21 protein-coding genes and 2 pseudogenes are annotated in these 20,710 nt (G+C 69.8%); 15 read left to right on the plus strand and 8 right to left on the minus strand.

Annotated elements, in window-relative coordinates:
• Positions 1-24 precede the first annotated feature (24 nt).
• The 9 genes from ACFHW1_RS05810 (at position 25) to ACFHW1_RS05850 (ending at position 10,267) form a co-directional block, all read left to right on the plus strand.
• Positions 25-1,008: a D-ribose ABC transporter substrate-binding protein gene (locus ACFHW1_RS05810; protein ID WP_416556952.1), complete on the plus strand. Its 984-nt coding sequence runs from the start codon at positions 25-27 to the stop codon at positions 1,006-1,008.
• 92 nt (positions 1,009-1,100) lie between these two features.
• Complete coding sequence (locus ACFHW1_RS05815) at positions 1,101-2,093, plus strand: sugar phosphate isomerase/epimerase family protein (protein WP_416556951.1); 993 nt, start codon at positions 1,101-1,103, stop codon at positions 2,091-2,093.
• Complete coding sequence (locus tag ACFHW1_RS05820) at positions 2,090-2,983, plus strand: transketolase (RefSeq protein WP_416556950.1); 894 nt, start codon at positions 2,090-2,092, stop codon at positions 2,981-2,983. The genes ACFHW1_RS05815 and ACFHW1_RS05820 overlap by 4 nt, the downstream gene beginning before the upstream one ends.
• A complete protein-coding gene (locus ACFHW1_RS05825; RefSeq protein ID WP_416556949.1) occupies positions 2,980-3,933 on the plus strand; it encodes a transketolase family protein in 954 nt (317 codons plus the stop codon). The genes ACFHW1_RS05820 and ACFHW1_RS05825 overlap by 4 nt, the downstream gene beginning before the upstream one ends.
• 252 nt (positions 3,934-4,185) lie before the next feature.
• Positions 4,186-5,064, plus strand: a complete 879-nt coding sequence (locus ACFHW1_RS05830) for a sugar-binding transcriptional regulator (RefSeq protein ID WP_416615020.1) — start codon at positions 4,186-4,188, stop codon at positions 5,062-5,064.
• Between the two features lie 797 nt (positions 5,065-5,861).
• Positions 5,862-8,369 carry a nucleoside hydrolase-like domain-containing protein gene (locus ACFHW1_RS05835; RefSeq protein ID WP_416556947.1) on the plus strand — a complete coding sequence of 836 codons (2,508 nt, stop codon included), beginning with the start codon at positions 5,862-5,864 and terminating at the stop codon, positions 8,367-8,369.
• Positions 8,370-8,509: 140 nt separating this feature from the next.
• Positions 8,510-8,755 carry a hypothetical protein gene (locus tag ACFHW1_RS05840; RefSeq protein WP_416615022.1) on the plus strand — a complete coding sequence of 82 codons (246 nt, stop codon included), beginning with the start codon at positions 8,510-8,512 and terminating at the stop codon, positions 8,753-8,755.
• A gap of 179 nt (positions 8,756-8,934) precedes the next feature.
• Positions 8,935-9,516: a hypothetical protein gene (locus ACFHW1_RS05845; RefSeq protein ID WP_416556945.1), complete on the plus strand. Its 582-nt coding sequence runs from the start codon at positions 8,935-8,937 to the stop codon at positions 9,514-9,516.
• Positions 9,517-9,670: 154 nt separating this feature from the next.
• Positions 9,671-10,267, plus strand: a complete 597-nt coding sequence (locus ACFHW1_RS05850; RefSeq protein WP_416567804.1) for a hypothetical protein — start codon at positions 9,671-9,673, stop codon at positions 10,265-10,267.
• A 193-nt stretch (positions 10,268-10,460) separates the two neighbouring features.
• Here ACFHW1_RS05850 and ACFHW1_RS05855 read toward each other — a convergent pair whose 3' ends face one another.
• Positions 10,461-10,667, minus strand: a complete 207-nt coding sequence (locus ACFHW1_RS05855; protein ID WP_416567805.1) for a hypothetical protein — start codon at positions 10,665-10,667, stop codon at positions 10,461-10,463.
• A 117-nt stretch (positions 10,668-10,784) separates the two neighbouring features.
• Between ACFHW1_RS05855 and ACFHW1_RS05860 the strand changes: the two genes are divergently transcribed.
• Complete coding sequence (locus ACFHW1_RS05860; protein WP_416556943.1) at positions 10,785-12,311, plus strand: catalase; 1,527 nt, start codon at positions 10,785-10,787, stop codon at positions 12,309-12,311.
• A gap of 54 nt (positions 12,312-12,365) precedes the next feature.
• On the opposite strand, the gene ACFHW1_RS05865 is transcribed toward ACFHW1_RS05860, so the two are convergent.
• Both ACFHW1_RS05865 and ACFHW1_RS05870 read right to left on the minus strand, forming a co-directional pair.
• Positions 12,366-12,908, minus strand: coding sequence for a hypothetical protein (locus ACFHW1_RS05865; RefSeq protein WP_416567806.1), 543 nt, complete (start codon positions 12,906-12,908; stop codon positions 12,366-12,368).
• The gene (locus tag ACFHW1_RS05870) at positions 12,901-14,235 is read right to left on the minus strand and encodes a molybdopterin-dependent oxidoreductase (RefSeq protein WP_416567807.1); all 1,335 of its coding nucleotides are present in this window, start codon (positions 14,233-14,235) and stop codon (positions 12,901-12,903) included. Before ACFHW1_RS05870 ends, ACFHW1_RS05865 begins: the two co-directional genes overlap by 8 nt.
• A 115-nt stretch (positions 14,236-14,350) precedes the next feature.
• Here ACFHW1_RS05870 and ACFHW1_RS05875 point away from each other — a divergent pair, with 115 nt between their 5' ends.
• Positions 14,351-15,439 (plus strand): NAD-dependent epimerase/dehydratase family protein, encoded by a 1,089-nt coding sequence (locus ACFHW1_RS05875; protein WP_416567808.1) that lies wholly within the window; start codon positions 14,351-14,353, stop codon positions 15,437-15,439.
• Positions 15,440-15,484: 45 nt separating this feature from the next.
• Here ACFHW1_RS05875 and ACFHW1_RS05880 read toward each other — a convergent pair whose 3' ends face one another.
• Positions 15,485-16,879, minus strand: a complete 1,395-nt coding sequence (locus tag ACFHW1_RS05880) for a hypothetical protein (RefSeq protein WP_416556939.1) — start codon at positions 16,877-16,879, stop codon at positions 15,485-15,487.
• A gap of 145 nt (positions 16,880-17,024) precedes the next feature.
• On the opposite strand from ACFHW1_RS05880, the gene ACFHW1_RS05885 reads away from it, so the two are divergent.
• Genes ACFHW1_RS05885 through ACFHW1_RS05895 form a run of 3 tightly spaced genes read left to right on the plus strand, consistent with a single transcriptional unit; the run spans position 17,025 to position 19,122 of the window.
• Positions 17,025-17,699, plus strand: a complete 675-nt coding sequence (locus tag ACFHW1_RS05885; RefSeq protein WP_416556938.1) for a glycosyltransferase family 2 protein — start codon at positions 17,025-17,027, stop codon at positions 17,697-17,699.
• Complete coding sequence (locus ACFHW1_RS05890) at positions 17,696-18,451, plus strand: TIGR04282 family arsenosugar biosynthesis glycosyltransferase (protein WP_416615023.1); 756 nt, start codon at positions 17,696-17,698, stop codon at positions 18,449-18,451. Before ACFHW1_RS05885 ends, ACFHW1_RS05890 begins: the two co-directional genes overlap by 4 nt.
• Complete coding sequence (locus tag ACFHW1_RS05895; RefSeq protein WP_416615024.1) at positions 18,448-19,122, plus strand: class I SAM-dependent methyltransferase; 675 nt, start codon at positions 18,448-18,450, stop codon at positions 19,120-19,122. Before ACFHW1_RS05890 ends, ACFHW1_RS05895 begins: the two co-directional genes overlap by 4 nt.
• Before the next feature lie 4 nt (positions 19,123-19,126).
• Here ACFHW1_RS05895 and ACFHW1_RS05900 read toward each other — a convergent pair whose 3' ends face one another.
• Positions 19,127-19,372, minus strand: a complete 246-nt coding sequence (locus ACFHW1_RS05900) for a hypothetical protein (RefSeq protein WP_416567812.1) — start codon at positions 19,370-19,372, stop codon at positions 19,127-19,129.
• A gap of 95 nt (positions 19,373-19,467) precedes the next feature.
• Between ACFHW1_RS05900 and ACFHW1_RS05905 the strand changes: the two genes are divergently transcribed.
• Positions 19,468-19,596, plus strand: a complete 129-nt coding sequence (locus ACFHW1_RS05905; RefSeq protein WP_416556934.1) for a hypothetical protein — start codon at positions 19,468-19,470, stop codon at positions 19,594-19,596.
• A gap of 274 nt (positions 19,597-19,870) precedes the next feature.
• Here ACFHW1_RS05905 and ACFHW1_RS05910 read toward each other — a convergent pair.
• From ACFHW1_RS05910 to rpmE, 3 genes and pseudogenes are all read right to left on the minus strand, one after another.
• A pseudogene (locus ACFHW1_RS05910) lies at positions 19,871-19,996 on the minus strand (TetR/AcrR family transcriptional regulator); the annotation flags it as partial.
• A 13-nt stretch (positions 19,997-20,009) separates the two neighbouring features.
• The gene (locus ACFHW1_RS05915; protein WP_416556933.1) at positions 20,010-20,384 is read right to left on the minus strand and encodes a sensory rhodopsin transducer; all 375 of its coding nucleotides are present in this window, start codon (positions 20,382-20,384) and stop codon (positions 20,010-20,012) included.
• A gap of 121 nt (positions 20,385-20,505) precedes the next feature.
• Positions 20,506-20,649, minus strand: a pseudogene (gene rpmE, locus ACFHW1_RS05920) (50S ribosomal protein L31); the annotation flags it as partial.
• Positions 20,650-20,710 lie beyond the last annotated feature (61 nt).

The following is a 20,710-nucleotide window of genomic DNA, read 5'->3' on the forward strand; positions in this document are numbered from 1 at the left end:
TTCCCAACTGAGGAGGCAGCACCGATGTTCCGTTCTCCCGTAAGGCGGGCGGCCGCACTGCTGGTCGCCGGGACGCTCGCCCTGGCGGCGTGCGGCACCGACGACGGCACCGCACCGGCCACCGACGATTCGACCGACTCGGCCGGCGGGCTGATCGCCGTCATCACCCCGTCGCACGACAACCCGTTCTTCAAGGCAGAGGCCGACGCGGCAGTGGCCAAGGCCGAGTCGCTCGGCTACGAGACGACGTCAACGTCGCACGACGACGACCCCAACAAGCAGTCCGAGCTGATCGATTCGGCGATCAGCGCTGGGGCCAAAGCGATCATCCTGGACAACGCCGGCGCCGACGCGTCGATCGGCCCGATCCGTAAGGCGGTCGAGGCCGATGTGAAGGTCTTCCTCATCGACCGGGAGATCAACGAGACCGGCCTGGCCACCGCGCAGATCGTGGCGAACAATTCACAGGGTGCCGCGCTGGTCGCCGAGGAGTTCGTCCGGGCGATGGACGGTAGCGGCGGCTACGTCGAGCTGACCGGCAAGGCCTCCGACACCAACGCCGGAGTTCGTTCCAGCGCCTACTCGGGTGTGATCTCGCAGTACCCGGACATGCAGCTGGTCGCCCAGGAGACGGCGAACTGGGACCAGCAGGAGGCGTTCACCAAGACTGAGACGATTCTGCAGACGAACCCGGACATCAAGGGCATCATCGCGGGTAATGACACGATGGCGCTGGGCGCGCTGGCCGCGGTCAAGGCCGCCGGCCTGGGCGACAACATCGTCATCGCCGGCTTCGACGGCAGCCCGGACGCGGTGGCCGCGATCAAGGCCGGCGAGTTGCTCGCGACCGGCCTGCAGCCGGCCGTGCTGATCGCCGAAACCGCGGTGGAACAGGCCGACGAGGTGATTCGCACCGGTACCGCCAGTCAGCCCGAAAAGCAGTCCATCGACTGCGCCTTGATCACCGCAGACAACGCCGACTCGTACACCTTGTTCGCGCTGGAGTGACGTACGCCGCCCGGTAGGGGCGCTGGGAAGCTTTGTGCCCCTACCGGGCTCTGGTAACCTTCTAGTGAATCGGATTTCGGAGTTGAATAGATATGCCTAGTGAGCCGAGGTTCGGTGCCGGACTGTGGCACTTCGCCAGTTACGTCGACCGCTACGCGGTGGACGGCTACGCCCCCGCTGTCACCACCCTGGAAGCAATAGCCCGGGCGGGCGAGGTCGGTGAGCTGTCCGTGGTCGATCTGAACTACCCGTTCACTGCGGGAGTCGGCCTGTCCGAGGTGAAGGACGCGCTTGCCGAGGCCGGCCTGGCTGCCATCGGCATCACGCCGGAGATCTACCTACGCAGGTTCAGCAAGGGCGCCTTCACCAACCCGGACCCGGCGGTGCGCTCCGCCGCGCTCGACCTGATGCACGAGGCAGCCGGAGTCGTCCGCGAGCTCGGCGCCGACTACGTCAAGATATGGCCCGGTCAGGACGGCTGGGACTACCCGTTCCAGGTGGACCACCGGCAGCTCTGGGCGCTGGCCGTCGACGGCATGCGCGAGCTCGCTGGCGCTCATCCCGACCTGAAGTTCGCCATCGAATACAAGCCACGCGAGCCCCGGGTACACATGACCTGGGATTCCGCCGCCCGTTCGCTGCTGGGCATCCAACAGATCGGCCTGGACAACGTCGGGGTCCTGCTCGACTTCGGTCACTCACTGTACGGCGGAGAGTCGCCCGCCGACGCCGCTCAGCTGCTCATCGACCACGGCCGGCTCTACGGGATGGACGTCAACGACAACCTCCGCGGCTGGGACGACGACCTGGTGGTCGGAACCGTCCACCTCACCGAGATCTTCGAGTTCTTCTACACCCTGCGGGTGAACAACTGGGAAGGCGTCTGGCAGCTCGACCAGTTCCCGTTCCGGGAGGACAGCATCGAGGCGGCCCGGCTGTCGATCCGCTTCCTCAAAGCGGTGCACCGAGGTCTGGATCTGCTCGACATTCAGGCGCTACGCGAGGCGCAGCACCGCCAGGACGCGCTCACCGCGCAACGCCTGGTGCAGGACGCCCTGCTGCGTTCGATGGTGGTGGACCGATGAACGCGGCACCGGTCGCCGCCCCCGACACCCCGGCGCTGCCCGTCCTCGGTCGAATCGGCCCCGAGGCCGGCCGGGAGGCGATCATCGCGCACATCCGGGAGGGAGCCCGGCTTATCCGGCGGCGCGACATCAGCATGATCAACGCGGCCGGGCTGGGGCATGTCGGTGGCGAGTTCAGTGTCATCGACATCCTGGCCACCCTCTATCTGCACGTGCTGGAGATCTCCGCAGACCAACTGGATGATCCGGAGCGAGATCGGCTCATCCTGTCCAAAGGTCACGCGGCCGGCGCACTTTACGCCACGCTGGCCGCCGCCGGCCTGCTCGACCCGGTAGCCCTGGACACGTTCCTGCAGCCGCTGTCCAAGCTCAACGGACATCCCGACCGGACCAAGGTCCGCGGTGTCGAGGCCAACACCGGCCCGCTCGGGCACGGTCTGCCGATCGCGGTCGGCACCGCCCTGGCCGGCAAGCTCGACGGTTCCCGTCGACGCACCTTCGTCGTCCTCGGCGACGGCGAGTTGCAGGAGGGCTCCAACTGGGAGGCGATGATGGCCGCCGCACACCACCGGTTGGAGCGCCTCACCGCGATCGTCGACCGCAACCGGCTGCAGCAGGGTGCCCGGGTCGCCGACACCAACGAGCTGGAGCCGCTCGCGGACAAGATCCGTGCGTTCGGTTGGCAGTCGGTCGAGGTCGACGGACACGACCACGGCGCGCTGCTCGACGTGCTCACCCGCGCCCCGGCCGACGGCAAACCCACCTTCGTGATCGCCCACACGGTGAAGGGCCATCCGATCACCTTCATGAGCGACGAGGTCGCCTGGCACCACAAGGTCCCCGACGCCGACCAGGTTGCCACCGCCCTCGCTGAGTTGGAGACAGAGTGAGCACCTTGACGACCGATCAGGTCCTGCACGACTGCCGCGACGCCTACGCGGCGACCCTCGTCGAGCTCGCAGCAACCGATCCACGGATCGTCGCGGTGGTCAACGACTCGGTGGGTTCCAGCAAGCTGAGCGAGTTCAGCAGCAGATTTCCTGACCGGCTGATCAACGTCGGCATCGCCGAGCAGGACATGGTGGGCGTTGCCGCCGGCCTGGCCAACGGCGGGAAGATACCCTTTGTTTCGGCCGCCTCGTGCTTCCTCACCGCCCGCGCGCTCGAGCAGATCAAGGTCGACGCCGCGTACTCCAACCACAACCTGAACCTGTGCGGGATGAGCCCGGGCATGGCTTACGGCGAGCTCGGACCCACGCACCACTCGATCGAGGATCTGGCCTGGCTCCGTGCCATACCCAATCTCACGGTCATCGTGCCCAGCGACCCCGCCGAGACCGGGCAGGCGGTCCGCTGGGCGGCCGGGCATCCAGGGCCGGTCTTCATCCGGGTCAGTCGGATGGGCGTCGCTGCGGTCAACGCCGAGAACTACCGCTTCGTGGCCGGGCAGGCGGTCCGGCTCCGCGAAGGAACCGACATCACGATCATCGCCAACGGGACCGTCGTCTCCGCGGCGATGGAGGCCGCCGGGCTGCTGAGTCGGCTTGACATCGAGGCTCGCGTGCTGTCGATGCCGACCGTGAAGCCGCTCGACGTCGACGCCGTCGTGGCGGCGGCGCGGGACACCGGCGCGATCGTCACCGTCGAAGAGGCGCTGACCACGGGCGGCCTGGGCGGAGCTGTCGCGGAGACCGTTGTGCAGCACCATCCGGTTCCGGTCAGGTTCGTCGGCGTCCCCGGTGTGTTCGCGCCCACCGGTTCGGCCCGATGGCTGCTGGAGCACTTCGGGATCTCTCCCGCCGGCATCGTCGACGCGGCCCACCGGGTGCTTCGACGCTGACCCGCACGGGCTCTGAGTGGGCCGTGCTACGCGTGCGCCCTGCCGGCCCAAAGGCGGGCGCTACGATCGGCAGGGATCGGCCAACCGGCCCTCGGGCAAGTACCAGAGGGCAGCCACCAAGCCGCAGCTGAGGAGGATGTCGTCGGCACGAAACCACGAGCGGCATACAGCGACGACCAGGTTCGGCTTGTCGCGAAGGTCGCCCGCATGTACCACGAACGAAACATGCGGCAGACCAGCATCGCCGATGAGTTGCACATCTCGCAGGCACGTGTGTCCAGGCTGCTCAAACGAGCCACTGAGATTGGCATCGTCCGGACGATCGTGTCGCTGCCGGCCGGTGTCCACACCGACTTGGAGGAGGTTATCGAGCAGCAGTACGATCTACATGAGGCTGTGGTGGTCGATGCCTCGAGCGTGGATGACCTGCTCCCAGCTCTGGGCGCGGCGGCAGCCGACTACCTGGAGACCACCCTCACCGGCGGTGACCGGGTCGGCATCTCCTCGTGGAGCGCGACTCTGCTGGCCGCCGTCGAACGGATGCGTCCGTCCCGCACCCGCGTCGTTGATCAGGTCGTCCAGATCGTCGGTGGCGTCGGGAATCCTCGCGTGCAGGTACGCGCAAACCTGCTGATGAGCCGATTCGCGGCGATGACCGGAGCCGAGCCACTTTTCATGCCGGCGCCGGCGATGCTCGGCACCGAGGCTGCTCGCGAGGCGTTGTTGCGGGATCCCACCGTCGCGGAAGTGCTGCAGACCTGGCCTAAGCTGACGATGGCACTGGTCGGCATCGGCAGCCTCGAGCCCTCGCCGCTGCTACTCGAGAGCGGCAACGCCCTCGCGGAGCCTGACCAGGCGGCCCTACGCGCCGGCGGTGCCGTAGGGGATGTCTGTCTGCGGTTCTACGACGCCGTAGGTCAGGCCGTGCACACCCCGCTCGGCGACCGAATCCTTGGCATCAGTCCCACAGAGTTGCAGACGATTCCCCGGCGGGTCGCCGTCGCTGGCGGGCGGAACAAGCTCGCCGCCATCCGCGGCGCGCTGCTCGGCAAGCACGTCAATGTGCTCATCACCGATCTCACGGTCGCCCAACTCCTGGTTGACACCCCAGATCGACCTACTTCCCGGTAGCTCATCCGATTTGTTTCGCCGAGGCCAGCGAAACTGGTAAGTCTGGCAGGTCGACAAGATTGCCTACTGCCGCAGTCGACCGATGTCGCATCCTCCTCGAATAGGTATTCATAACCGATTTTCCTTGCAGCGCCCGACCGCTACTGGCATGATGAGGTGTGGACAACACGCGCTGGGAGCCCAGAAGCGCCGATGTTTCCGTGGCCGAGGGCAACGGCAACGGACGCACCCAATTCCTCGACGACGTAGCTGAGGGCAAAGGTCAGCAGTAGCTCGCCGGCCATCCGGCGAGAAGCAGGCCCACGCCCTCAGCTACGCCCATTCCGGCATCGCCGGCCTGCAATAGGCAGAGGAAGGGACGCCCCCGCCGAGGTCTGCCGGCTCGAAAACGCCATCTAGCGGACTCCGGCGTCGCGCGGTTACCGCGACGACGCTCGCTGTCGCATGCGCAGCGCCTACTGGTAAGTGTCAGCCCGGCCGATCACCCACAAGCACCGACGCCAATCAAGGCGAAACAGTGCACCCACCGGCACGGAATATTTATTCAGTGCCGACTACCCTTGCAGCTGCGATTCTCGTCTGCCATGATGACTGTCGATATGGCGTTCGGGAGACCGGGGGCGCTGCTCGTTCTGTGGCCGAGGGCAACGGCCGCAAACTCTCGTCCTTCATAACCGCAGCTGGGGCGGCAGCCGGCGATATGTCCGTTCACCTTCTGGCAGCAATGCGCTCAGCTCAGGTCCAGCTGCGCTATTCGCCGCCCATCGTCCTGACTAGGGCGGCAGAGAGGAAGCCCGATGAGGCTTGCCCACCACAAGAAAGCTCGACTGTCCGGACTCCGACGTAGCGCGCTGGCCGCGACCGCGCTCGTCGTGGCTTCCACCACGACAGTAGCCGTCGCCACTCAAGCCAGCGCCGCAGCCGGTTGCCGGGTTGACTACAACATCACCAGCCAGTGGTCTGGCGGCTTCGGCGCGACCATCGACATCACCAACCTCGGCGACCCGATCTCGGGCTGGACACTCCAGTTCACCTTCCCCGCAGGCCAGACAATCACTCAGCTCTGGAACGGCTCGGTCAGCCAGTCCGGGAGCAACGTGACCGTCAGAAACGCCTCTTACAACGGCAACATACCCACCAACGGCACCGTCAGCCCTGGGTTCAACGGAACCTGGAACAGCAGCAACCCGAAACCCACCTCGTTCACCTTGAACGGCACCGTCTGCACCGGCTCCACAGTCCCCACCACCCCACCTCCCACCACCGCACCACCACCCACCACCGCACCACCACCCACCACCGCACCACCACCCACCACCGCACCACCTACTCAGACGGTCTTCGCCGTCAACGCTGGCGGCAGCGCCTTCACCAGCTCGGACGGCACCGCCTTCGCCACCGACACGGGATTCTCCGGCGGCTCCACCTACACCGTCAGCGACCCCATCAGCGGCACCACTGACGACACCCTCTTCCAGAGCGAACGCTACGGCGACTTCAGCTACTCAGCCTCAGTGCCCAACGGCTACTACACAGTCACCCTCTACTTCGCCGAGGTCTACCACACCGCAGCTGGTCTCCGAAGCTTCGACGTCCTCATGGAGGACACCGAACAGGTCGGCGACCTCGACATCTTCGCTCAAGTCGGCGCGGACGCCGCCTACACCACCGAAAGCTCCGTAGCCGTCGGCGACGGCACCATCGACATCCAATTCGTATCCAACATCGAGAACGCAAAGGTCAACGCCATCAGAGTCGCCCGAACCAGCAACCCCGGCGACCCAGTGGCCGCCTTCACCGTCACCCCGACCAACCCCAAACCCGGCGACACCATCACCGTCGACGCCACCGCATCCTTCGACCTTGACGGCACCATCACCAGCTACCGCACCGACTACGGCAACGGCACCATCAAGACCGGCGCAGTCACCACGCACCAGTACCCCACCGCCGGCACCTACACCGTCACCGTCACCGTCACCGACAACGACGGCCGCACCAACTCACTCGCCAAGTCAATATCGGTACGAGCCGCATCCGCAAAACCGCGGGTCATCAACACAACCGACCTAGGTGCCGACCCGGACGACCTGCAGTCGCTCGTTCGTATGTTGGTGATGGCCAACGAGGTGGACCTGGAAGGCATCATCGGCAGCACCAGCTGCTGGCGGCCGACGCAGAGCTCCTCCAACATGAACAATCTACTCAATCCACGACTGAACGCGTACGGCCAGGTGCTGTCCAACCTGCAACGACACGCAGACGGTTACCCGAGCCTGTCGTACCTGCAGTCCATCTCGAAGTTGGGCCAGACCGGCTACGGCATGGACGCGGTCGGTTCGGGTAGGGACACCCCAGGATCAGAGCTGATTATCGCTGCGGTGGACCGAGACGATCCCCGGCCGGTTTGGGTCAACTTCTGGGGTGGCGGCAACACTTTGGCGCAAGCGGTCTGGAAGGTACAGAACACTCGCAGCCAGGCAGAGGTCAACCGGTTCATCAGCAAGCTCCGGGTGTACGACATCCTCGGTCAGGACGATGCGGGCGCGTGGTTGACGAAGAACTACCCGAACCTCGTCTACATCCGCGCAAAGAACCTGGTGTACAGCTGGCAGCCGTCGGACAGTTGGTTGGACTCCAACGTCCAGAACCACGGTCCGCTGGGGGCGCAGTACCCGGACAAGCAGTGGGCGACCGAGGGTGACACCCCGGCGTTCCTGCACCAGATCGCGAACGGGCTGACCGATCCGGACCACGTGGACTGGGGCGGCTTCGGCGGTCGGTTCGGCCCGGCCGAAAGGTCCGCTGTACGTGGTATGTCCTGCAGTGGTCGACTAGACCACGAGCCGTCGTTCGACCCCTACTACATGTACACCGACGCGTCGGAGGGTGGCAGCTCGATCAACCGGTGGAGCACCGCGATTCACAACGACTTCGCGGCCCGGATGGACTGGAGTATCACCAGCAGCTACTCCGGCGCCAACCATCATCCGATCGCCGTGCTCAACGGTGACACCACCAAGGATGTCCTGGAGATGTCCGCCTCCGCTGGCTCCAGTGTGAACCTCAGCGCAGCCGGCTCCAGCGACCCAGACGGCGACTCGCTGGCATACACGTGGTCGTACTACGACGAGCCCAGCTCGTACAACGGCAGCGTGTCGATCAGCAACAGCTCTGGCACCTCGGCCACGGTGCAGATCCCGTCGAACGCTGGCGGGCAGAGCATCCACATCATCCTGCAGGTACGTGACAACGGTTCGCCCAACCTGTACTCCTTCCGGCGGATGGTGATCAACGTCCGGTAGGTCGGGTCAGCCGCCGGCCGCGGAGACGGAGCGGCGGCCAAGGGGCGCCTCCCAGGCAGGACATTGTTGGACTGCCCGGGAGGCGCCCTGCTTCCTGTGGTCCGACCGACCAGCACGCCCGCCGCTCCGCCGGTGCCGCCGTGATCAGCTTCGACCCGTTCTCCGTCGGCCAGGAAGGCACCGGACGCAGCGACAAGCAGGGTGCCTCCTTCGGTGATGCGGCCTCGGACGACCTCCAACCTCAGAACCCGGTCCGCACCCGCTTTGCCGGCCCTTGCGCACGGAGTATCACGTGGATACTCCTCGAACACCACGCACCTCCTGAGTGTTCCTACAACCACACTGGCATCGATGTTGCTGAATTGGGTTCGCTCGTGCTGAAATGACTCACATCGCCGTAGCGTGGGGGCAACCGCGTTGACAGCGGCCAGCCGGGAGCATCGCAGCGTCGACAGCGCGGCACCTGACAGACACCCGCGCCGCGCCGCCCGACGGGCTGCCCCGTCGGCAATATCCACTCTGATCTGCCAAGGATCCGGATTCGGCGACGAAATGAGAAGTAGCCATGGTTGCACGGGAGAGATTCGCCAGGTGGTACCGAAACCGCGTTGCCTGGGTGGCGGTGATCCTGCTGGCGACGTCGGTCAGCGTGGTCGTACTGGTCGACTCGGCCGACCCCGACCTGGCACCGGCGGATCTGCGTGGACAGATCATGACCCGGATGCGTGCCACGCTTGAACAGGCGGACCCGGAGCAGCACAACCACGCCGGACACATCGTGCAGGCGGCCAACGGGGACGAGCCGGCACCGGCGGTGATCTGCGGGGTCCACATCTACGGCCACGAGCCGACCGACGTCGACACACTCGCCGACGTACGGACCGTCTACGGCTTCCACCTGTGCGGGGTCGCCGGACCCGACCGCCCCTGGGACGTCGCCCCGAAGCTCGCCGGTCCGGTAATCGTGGACCTGTCCACCGAGCCACCGGGGATCCAGGTCGTCGAGGCCACCGCTGAGATCATGTTCGTCGACCGGCTGCAGCAGATGTTCCCGGCCAAGTACGCGGAGCTGGCAATGAAGGAGGCCCTGACCGAATCGGAGATGGCCGATCTGCGTCTCCGCTACGACGCCGCAGCCGGACTCTGACCACGACGAGCGGAGCGCCGACGGCGCCGACGGACGTCCCGTGGTGGTCGGGACCTTAGTCCCGACCACCACGGGTGTTCCGCCTCAGGCGGCGGGAACCGCCAACGCGGGAAGCTGATCTCGTCACAGCGAGATGCGAGTCGCGGAGGCGACGATGACGACCATCCAGCACAGCAGCCACCGGTCGATCCAACGGCCCCTCGAGCACGCCGAACTCCCCGGCGCGATGCTGACCACCACCGCCGCCCGGGCCCTGGCCGTGCTGCGGATCTCCACCGGGTTCGTCTTCCTCTGGGCGTTCCTCGACAAGACCTTCGGATTCGGCTTCGCCACCCCGGCCGAGCGGGCCTGGGTCAACGGCGGCTCGCCGACCAAGGGCTTCCTCTCCTCGGTCGAGGTCGGCCCGCTGCAGTCGTTCTTCCACTCGATCGCCGGCACCTGGTGGGCCGACACCCTGTTCATGGCCGGCCTCGGTGCCATCGGCATCGCCCTGATCGCCGGCATCGGGCTGCGCGTCGCCGCCGCGTCCGGTGCCCTCATGATGGTGTTCATGTGGCTCGCCGAGTTCCCGCTCGATCGCGTCACCGCCAGCGGCGAACCCGCCCACGCCACCAACCCGCTGGTCGACTACCACATCGTCTACGCGGTCGTCCTGGTCGTCCTCGCCGCCGCGTACGCCGGCCACACCTGGGGTCTCGGCCGGCTCTGGGCGAAGCTGCCCTTCGTGCAGCGCAACCGCTGGATGATTTGACCTTTCCCCCCGATCGGTGTGCCGGACCACTCCCCGCGGTCCGGCACACCGGCGTCTGCGGTACCGCCGACCTGTCAGGCCAGCAGCTCTCGCCGATCCAGCTACCGGGCCCGCAGCCGGGCGGGATCGCGAACACCGCCGACCCGATCGGGGTCACCCACTCGTTGAACAGGTCGTGGTCGGCCAGCCGCTGCTAGATCGGCAGCCCGACCTCGTTCACCGCGCCGGTGAAGTCCGGTTCGTCGGTCTCCTTCTCGCCGGTCAGCGGTGCCCCGCCGGCCAGCCGCCGCCCGATCACCAGCTCCTTGTCGACCCGGCCCACGACGAGGGTCGAAACCATCGCTGCCGGGCTGCACACCGACCGGGTGCCGGCCGTGCCGGTCGGCACGGCCACCCGCATCGCCTGATCGGGGATCCGGTGTCGGGCCCGGCGGCCGAGCACGCAGGGCTGAGAGCGTCGTTGGTTGGGTATGGGTGCCAGTAGCGCACGGACTTGCCGCCGACCCGAGGAGAGCTCGTGACCGACCAGCGACAACGCCCACCGACCACCACCGACGCCGGGGTGCCGGTCGCCAGCGACGAGCATTCGCTCACCGTCGGCCCGAACGGCCCACTGCTGCTGCAGGACCACTACCTGATCGAGCAGATGGCGAACTTCAACCGGGAACGGATCCCGGAGCGGCAGCCGCACGCCAAGGGCGGCGGCGCGTTCGGCGCGTTCCAGGTGACCGGCGGCGTCAGCGCGTACACCCGGGCGGCGGTCTTCCAGCCCGGCACCGAGACCGAAACGATGGTCCGGTTCTCCACCGTCGCCGGGGAACGGGGCAGCCCGGACACCTGGCGCGACCCGCGCGGCTTCGCCGTGAAGCTGTACACCAGCGACGGCAACCTCGACATCGTCGGCAACAACACGCCGATCTTCTTCATCAAGGACCCGATGAAGTTCCAGCATTTCATCCGGTCGCAGAAACGCCGGGCCGACAACAACCTGCGCGACCACGACATGCAGTGGGACTTCTGGACCCTGTCGCCGGAATCCGCGCACCAGGTCACCTGGCTGATGAGCGACCGGGGCATTCCGCGTACCTGGCGACACATGAACGGGTACGGCAGCCACACGTACATGTGGATCAACAGGCGGGGCGAGAAGTTCTGGATCAAATACCACTTCAAGACCGACCAGGGCATCGAGTTCTTCACCCAGGACGAGGCGGACCAGATGGCGTCGGCCGACACCGACTACCACCAGCGGGACCTGTTCGAGCACATCGCCGCCGGGCAGTTCCCGTCCTGGACGCTGTACGTGCAGGTGATGCCGTTCGAGCAGGCCAGGACGTACCGGTTCAACCCGTTCGACCTGACCAAGGTGTGGCCGCACGGCGACTACCCGCTGCACGAGGTGGGCCGGCTGACCCTGAACCGCAACGTCACCGACTACCACACCGAGATGGAGCAGGCGGCGTTCGAGCCGAACAACGTGGTACCCGGCACTGGGCTGTCCCCGGACAAGATGCTGCTGGCCCGCGGGTTCAGCTACGCTGACGCGCACCGCGCCCGGCTCGGCGTCAACTACCGGCAGATCCCGGTCAACTCGCCCAAGGTGCCGGTGCACAGCTACTCGAAGGACGGCGCGATGCGCGTGCGCAACGTCACCGACCCGGTGTACGCGCCGAACTCGTACGGCGGACCGCAGGCGCAGCCGAATCTCACCGACGACGGCGGCACCTGGTACGCCGACGGCGAGATGGTCCGGGCGGCGTACTCGTCGCACGCCGAGGACGACGACTGGGGGCAGGCCGGCACCATGGTTCGCCAGGTGCTGGACGACGCGGCCCGCGACCGGCTGGTCGACAACATCGTCGGGCACCTGCTCAACGGGGTGAGCGAACCGGTGCTGCAACGTGCCTTCGGGTACTGGCGCAACGTCGACAAGAACATCGGCGACCGGGTGGCCGCCGGAGTGCGGGCCAAGCAGGATGAAAAGGATCCAAAAGCGGCCAAGCAGGCCAATCCCGCTCGGTCGGGCATGCAGGCCAAGGCCTGACCCGTGGCGGTACGGCGGACCGGCGGACCGGCGGACCTCGACCCGACGCTTTGATCATCGGCGGTCCCGCAACTGGACGCGGTACAGGCGGACGGCGAGCCACAGCCCGCTGACGGCGAACATCGCGACGCTGGCCAGCAGCCAGCGAGTCAGGTACGGCTGCTGGGTCAGGCCGGTCGCGGCGGTGAACGTGCCGCCGCCGAGCCGCAGGATGCCGGGCAGGTAGACGACGAACAGCAGCGCCGCGCCGAGCGCCGGCACCCGGACGTGGTTCGCCACGGACAGCCGGGCCGGACGGCTACCGTTCCCGACATCCGCCTGGGCCGCGGTCGCGGACCGGGTGGCGGCGGCGGACCGGGTCGCGGTGAGCAGCGCCCGGTCGGCGGCCGCGTAGACCGGGAACATGACCAGGTCGTGCACGATCACTGCGGCCACGAACCAGATCAGCATCCGTACGGCGGTCGCCTCGCCGGCCAGCCGCAGCACCACCCAGCCGGCGACCGCTAAGCATCCGACCAGCAACAGCAGGTGCCACCACGGCGCCCCATAGCCGGCCCGGAGCCGCCCGGCCACCAGCTGCCCGCTCCGGTCACCCATTGCCGTCACCGTCGCCGCTGAACTCGATGGTCGCCACCCATTTGGTGCAGTGCACGCCGGGCAGCGCCGGCACGATGATCCGGGCCGGAAAGCCGTGGTCGAGGGAGAGGTCGACGCCGTTGACCCGCAGCGCCAGCAGCGAGTCGGGGTCCAGCACCTGGTTGGCCTGCAGGGTCGCCTTGTTGAACAGGCCGCCGCGCTGGATCGAGGTGACCCGGGCCGACGCCGGCTCGGGCACTCCGGCCTCGGCGGCCAGGTCGCGCAGCCGTACCCCGGTCCAGGTCTGCAGGGTCGACCAGCCCTCCACACACGCGATCGGCAGCCGGGCGGTGTGCGACGGCATGCCGAGCAGCTGTTCCCGGCTCAGGCTCACCACCCGGCCGTCGTCGCCGAGCAGCTCCAGGCGCCAGCCGTCGCCGGTGTCGGCCGGCCGGATCCCGGCCGCCGCGGCGGTGCGGTTGACCGGGAAGCCGTTCGGTCCGTCACCGGCCGGTCGGCCACGGGGCAGCAGCAGGGCCAGCCGCCGCCACGGGCCGTCCAGGCTCTGCCCGACGGTGAGCACGGCCAGCAGCAGCGACCCGCCGCCGACCAGGGCGAGCGCTCCCCGGCGGCTGATCGTCGCCGGGGCGGGCCGCGGGGCGACCAGGCCGTCCGGATCGGGCGGCTCGGGCCGGGTGTCGGCCCGCGAGGTGCGCAGTTCGGCACGCAGCGGCCGGGACCGCAACGCGGTGATCATCCGGGGCAGCTTGAGTACGACGTGGACGACGAACGCGGCGGTGAACACCCACGCCCCGAAGTAGTGCGCGGTGTAGAAGTCGAACCCGAACAGGTACGCGTACTGCACGTTGAGCACACCGGTGACGGTCTGGAACAGGATTCCGCCGACCAGCAGCAGCAGGGAGATCCGCTCCAGTGCCTGCGCCGCCGACCGCACCGGCGGCCAGGCGAACAGTTTCGGAATCACCGACCACAGTTTGGCCAGGATCACCGGGATCAGCGCGATCCCCAACGCCACGTGCAGGCCCTGGCTGACCCGGAACAGCCAGGACGGGCGGGTCGGCCAGTCGAAGTACGGCAGCCGCAGCCAGCCGACGTCGCGCGGAAACGCCTGACCGAACTGCGGCCCGTAGGCGATGTAGTCGAGCAGCCCGGTGATCATCACGACTGGCAGGCCGATCAGCAGAACGAGGCCGAGGATCGAGGTCAGCCAGGGGCCGCGCAGCGGGCTGCGCCAGCGGTGGGCAACGTCGAACGGGCCGGCGGAGGCGGGACCGGCGGAGGCGGGGCCGGAGCCGGGGTCCGGTGCCGGATCGGTGGTGGCGGCCATGTACCGGGACGCTAGTTCGCCACGACCGGGTCAGGGCCCGGTTCGACGATTACGGAATTCTGACGGCTGGCCGGAACCGGACCGGCGACCTACCGGCCGGCCATACCGTGAGCGGATGCGGATACTGCTCACCGGCGCGGCCGGGTTCATCGGATCGCACGTCGCCGACCTGCTGGTCGACGAGGGACACGAGGTGGTCGCGCTGGACGCGCTGCTGCCGCAGGCACACGGCGACGAGCCACCCGACTGGGTCCGCCGGCACGACCTGGTACGCGGCGACGTTCGCGACGGCGAACTGTTGGACCGGCTGCTGCCCGGCGTCGACGTGGTCTGTCACCAGGCGGCGGTGGTCGGCCACGGCCTCGACCCGTCGGACGCGCCGTCCTACGCCGGGCACAACGACTACGGCACCGCGGTACTGCTGGCCGCGATGCACCGGGCCGGCGTGACCCGACTGGTACTGGCCAGCTCGATGGTGGTGTACGGCGAAGGCCGCTACACCTGTGCCGGGCACGGCGTCGTCCGGCCGGCGCCACGCCGCCCTGACGACCTGGCCGCCGGCCGGTACGACCCCCGCTGCCCGCAGTGCGCCGGTGAACTCCGCTGGACACGGGTGCCGGAGGACGCACCGCTTGAGCCGCGCAGCACCTACGCGGCGAGCAAGCTCGCCCAGGAGCATCTGGCGGCGGCGTGGGCGCGGCAGACCGGCGGCGGTGGCTGGGCGCTGCGCTACCACAACGTCTACGGCCCCCGGATGCCACGCGACACCCCGTACGCGGGAGTGGCGTCGCTGTTCCGGTCGGCGTTGGCCGGCGGGCGGGCACCGCAGGTGCTCGAGGACGGCCGGCAGCAGCGGGACTTCGTCCACGTCACCGACGTGGCCTGGGCAAACCTGCTGGCCATGGTCGCCGACCAGCCGGCCGGCATGGTCCCGGTGAACGTCTGCTCGGGTGAACCGCACCCGGTCGGTGAGCTGGCCCGACAGCTGGCGGCGGCGATGGGCGGGCCGGAGCCGGCGATCGTCGGCGGTGCCCGGCCGGCGGACGTACGGCATGTGGTGGCCGACCCGGGTCGGGCGGCGCGACTGCTCGGCTTCACCGCCCAGGTCGGTTTCGCCGACGGAGTAACCGCGTTCGCCACCGACCCGCTGCGGGAGTCGGCCGCGCTGCCGCGTGAACCGGCTGCCCTGCAGGTGCCGGCCTGAAGCCGGATCCCCGGCCGGCGCTACTGGCGCCGGCCGGGGATCCGGTCAGGAGAAGGTCAGCAGCAGGTGGTTGACGGCCAGCGCGGTCGTCGCCTGCCCGGCCAGCCACCAGCGGCGTGCGCCGGCCGGCAGGTGGGCCGTGGCGACCAGCAGCCACACCACGAACGGCAGCCATATCCGCTCCACCTCGGCCTTGCTCAGCCCGGACAGGTCGGCCGCGACGATCGCGGCGGCCGCTGTCAGCGGCAGCACCACCATCGGTCGCGCGGCGGCCCGCAACCCGGCGAGCAGCCGCCGCCCGCGGGACACGCCGGCCGCCGGTATCGTCGGGGCGGCCCGGCGTACCGCCTGCTGGGCCGCCCCGATCGTGCGCCGCAGCGCCGGCCCGACGACCAGGCCGGCGGAGAGCAGCATCGCCGCCAGGTTGGCCCACACCCAGTAGCTGTACGGACGCTCGGCCGCCCAGCCCTGGTAGTACCGCTCGACGACCAGTTGATAGCCCTCCCACCACCAGAAACCGGCGGCGGTGAACGCGGCCACGACGGCCACCACCCCGGTGCCGGCGATCAGCAGCGCCGGCAGGAACCGGCCGGGCCGCGTCACCAGCACCGCCAACGCCAACGGCCCGACCAGCACGAACCCGTACGACAGGTAAAGCGCGAAGCCGAGCAGCAGGCCGCCGGTGAGCAGCGCCGCCGGGTGGCGGGCGGCCAGCAGGGCCAGCCCGGCGGCGACCACCCCGGTGAACACCCCGTCGCCGGACGAGCCGATCCACACCGCGCCGGGCAGCAGCACCAGGAACGGCAGGACGGTGCGGGCGGCGTCCTCGGCGCCGAGCCGACGCAGCGTCGCCGGCACGCTGACCACCATCGTCGCGCCGATCAGGATGCAGGCCAGGCCGGCCGCGGTGCCACCGCCGAGGCCGATCCGGTCCAGCCAGACGAAGACCAGCAGCGCCCCCGGCGGGTGGCCGGCGGTGTGCGTGGACCAGGAGCCGGGCTGGAAGTCGATGATCCGGTCACTGAACCCGGCCAGCATCACCGGGATGCTGGTGATTCGGTGCACCTCGTGCAGGTACTCGGCCTGGTTGGTGAGGCGTTCGGTGACCCCGACGGTCCAGCCGTCGATCAGGGCCAGCGACAGAATCCAGGCCACCGCGGCGAGGTACCCGACGCTGAGCAGCCGCGCCCAGCCGGCGGTGCGCGCCCACCGTACCCCCCAACCGACGACCACGACGGCGACCGCGACGGCGAGCGGCGTGCCCCAACCGACGTGCGGACGCCAGAACGCGTACAGCGGTGCGGTCTCGGCGTAGAGTCCGACGCCACGCCGGTTGAGCACCACACCGACGACGACGGCGGCGGCGATCAGCGCCAACTCGACCCCGAGCACGGTCAGGTCCGCACGGCCGGACCGCCGGGTGGCGGATTCTGGTGTCATGACCAACGGACGGTACGGCCTGCGCCGGCATCCGGGCCGGGCAACGGCCAGACCCGTAACCCTCCGGTAAGAATTGCCGCCCGTAAGACTTCCGTAAGCGCGGAACGCCACCCGGTCGGGGGCGGTTCGTCCTAGCGTCGGCGGTATGCCGACACCGATCGACGTGGTGCTGCCCTGCCTCGACGAGGCAGCCGCCCTGCCGGGCGTACTCGCCGCGCTGCCGCCCGGCTACCGGGCGGTGGTGGTGGACAACGGGTCCCGGGACGGGTCCCAGCAGGTGGCCGCCGCACACGGCGCGCGGGTGGTGCACGAGCCGCGGCGCGGGTACGGGGCCGCCGTGCACACCGGCCTGCTGGCCGCCGAGACCGAGCTGGTCTGCGTACTCGACGCGGACGGGTCGTTCGATCCGACGGAGCTGCCGGCGCTGGTGCGTCCGGTCGCCGACGGGCACGCCGAGCTGACCGTGGGACGCCGCCGACCGGTGTCGGCGCGGGTCTGGCCCTGGCACGCCCGGGCCGGTACGGCGCTGGTCGCGGCGCTGCTACGGCAGCGCGGCGTACCGCTGCGGGACCTCAGCCCGATCCGGGTGGCTCGCCGCGAGGCGCTGCTCTCGCTCGGGGTCACCGACCGGGCCTTCGGCTACCCGTTGGAGCTGATGATCCGGGCCGCCGGTGCCGGGTGGCGCATCGTCGAGCTGGACGTGACGTACGCGCCCCGGGCGGCCGGCACCCGTTCGAAGGTGTCCGGCTCGGTACGCGGCACGCTGCGGGCGACCCGCGACTTCGGTCGGGTGTTGCGCACCGTGGACGGTACCCGGTGACCGTCCTGCTGGTGATGGCGAAGACACCGGTGGCCGGGCTGGTGAAGACCCGGCTCTGCCCGCCGGCCACCCCCGGGCAGGCTGCCCGGATCGCCACCGCCGCGCTGCTGGACACGATGGACGCGGTCCGCGCGGCCGGCGCGGTGACGCCGGTGCTGGCGCTGGCCGGCCGGCTGACCGACGCCGACGCGTACCCGGGTGCCGCTGAGGAGCTGGTCGTGGCGACTGCCGGCTGGCGGGTACTGCCGCAGCGCGGGGACGGGTTCGCCGACCGGCTGGCCAACGCGCACGCCGACGTGGCGGCGGCGTACCTGGGTCGGCCGGTGCTGCAGATCGGGATGGACACTCCGCAGCTGACCGGCGCGGCGCTGACCGCCGCCGTCGAGACGCTGACCGGCGCCGGTGGGGCACCGACCGAGGCGGGTGGGGTGCGGGCCGGCACCGGCGCGGTGCTCGGTTGGGCGGCCGACGGCGGCTGGTGGGCGCTGGGTCTGACCGATCCCCGGCATGCCGAGGTGCTGCGGCGGGTGCCGATGTCGACCTCGCACACCGGGCGCGACACCTGGTCGGCGCTGCGCGCGCGAGGGCTGCGGGTCGCGCCACTGCCGGTGCTGCGCGACGTCGACGAGTGGCGCGACGCGCTGGCGGTGGCCGACGCGGTCCCCGGCAGCCGGTTCGCCGGCCAGGTGGCGGCGGTGGGCGTGCCGGCCCTGGCCCGGATACCGGTGCCTGCCGTCGGGGCGCGACGGTGACCGCCAGCGTGCCCGGCCGGTACGCGGCGGACCACGGTTTCGCCGCCGCGCTGCTGGCTCCGGCGGCCGGCGGACACTGGCTGGTGCAGGGTGACGGGGTCCGCTGGCGGCTGCCGGTGGAGCGCTGGCACGGGCCGGTGGAACCGACGACCGATGCGGTGGTGGCCCGGTGCTGTGGCCCGACCCTGGACCTGGGCTGCGGGCCGGGCCGGGTCACGGTGGCGCTGACCCGGGCCGGGGTGACCGCCGTCGGGGTGGACGTGTCGGCCCGAGCGGTGGCGCTGACCCGGGCCCGGGGCGGGGTGGCGATCCACCGTGACCTGTTCGACCGGCTGCCCGCCGAAGGCCGGTGGCGGCACGCCGTACTGCTGGACGGCAACATCGGCATCGGCGGCGACCCGGTGGCGCTGCTGCGCCGGTGCCGGTCGTTGCTGCATCCGCTGGGCACCCTGCTGGTGGAGCTGGATCCGCCCGGGGTCGGGCTGTGGCGCGGGTACGCGCACGTGGTCAGCACCGCCGCCGGAGGCCGGCCCCGGCTGGGGCCGGCGTTCCGGTGGGCACGGCTGGACACCGACGCGGTACGGGCCGCTGGGGCCGCCGGTGGGCTGACCGTCCGGGAGGTTTTCCGCGACGCCGGCCGCTGGTTCGGCGAACTGGCGGTGTCGCGGTGAGTGGCTACCGCCCGCCGGCGGACACCGGGCCGTCCGACACCGGGCCGTCCGACACCGGGCCGTCCGACACCGGGTAGCGCAGCACCAGTGGATCGGCCGACAGATCGGCCCGGGCGAGGAACTCGCGTACCTGCGGTTCGACGGCCGGGCCGGTCAGCGCGGCGAACCGCTGAAGCATCGACGCGACCGCGCAGACCACGGCGAGCTCGACCAGTTCGTCGGCGTCGAAGTGGTCGATGGCCGGCTGCACCTGCCGCCGGGGGTCACCTGTCGCTGTTCTTCCTGGAACACCGGCGACTGCCGGAGCGACAGTGGCGTACCCGGGCGGCTGAGCACGTTGCCGCCGTGGGGGACAACAACACGCTCGCCGGCATCGGCGCGGCACCCGGCACCCGGCACCGCCGCCCAGGTGGACCGGCCGCCTGCCCCACCGAGTTGATCTTCCGTTGGTCGCAGACGTCGTTCAGCCACTGACGCCCGGCGCTCACTACCGGGCGCGACGTTGCTCGGGTGACTGACGATCCCCTGCGTACCCACCAGCCGGAACACTCCGAGACCCGGGATCCGGCCATGCGCACGCCGCTGCAGGCCGAGACGGTCGAGCTGACCGGCCCGGTCGACCGGTTCAGCGTCGAGGTCGACTTCGCGGCCCGGTTCCAACCGGTTCGCACCGGTGCCGCCGGCCGCTCCCCGGCCGCCGGTCGCGGTGCTGCGCCACACCACCGTCGGCTACTGGCGGTTCGACTCGGCCGGCTTCGGCGACCAGTGCCGCCACCCGCTGCTGGAACTCGACCTTCTGCGCCCGGACGAAACCGGCGACGTGCGGCGTGGTCCCGCCCAGTTCGCCGAAGGTGTTGATGAACAGGCAGCCACGGATACGCCGGCCCTCACCCGGCGTACGGGGTCGCGTCGGTCAACGCCACCACCCCCGGCAGCCGGGTGTCCTGCCGCTGGAACTGCACCACCACCGGCTCCGACGAGGTCAGTACGCAGCCGAACGGTCGGCCCAGCCGGATCGGCTCCGGGTCGACGAGGTCGTTGAGCCGGGCGTGCCGGATCCGGCGCGCCCACACCACCCAGCGGTACGGCCCCGCCGGCTCCTGATCGTCGTAGTACACGGTCAGCTCGACCTCGGCATCGACGTCGCCGGCGTTGAGCAGGCAGAGCTGGTCGAAGCTGGTGAACTCCGGCTCGTCGCCGTTGCTAACCGGCGGGATCCGCCCCCCGGCCACCGCCCAGACGCGGGCACCGATGCCAGCCATCACGCCTCCTCGCCGGCCACTGCCGCTACGGTCGCGACTACCAGCGCCTACCGGCTACCCGGCGACCGGCGCGGCAAACCCGGCCACGACACACCGGGAAGCGCGGGGGCGGCTGCTCACGCTAGCCGGCCGTCGCGTCGCCCTCCGGGCGCTTCTTCCGGGCGTACTTGGGACGAAGCTTCTCCACTCGACCGGCGCTGTCCAGCAGGCGCTGCCGACCCGTTCAGAACGGGTGGCTGGCCGAGGAGATCTCCACGTCGACCACCTAGTGCCGCGTCAGGCAACGTTGGCCCTGTTGACTACCTCGCGTAGGCGTTCGTCGGCGG

Source organism: Micromonospora sp. LOL_014 (genome assembly GCF_048060245.1).
GTDB lineage: Bacteria > Actinomycetota > Actinomycetes > Mycobacteriales > Micromonosporaceae > Micromonospora_E.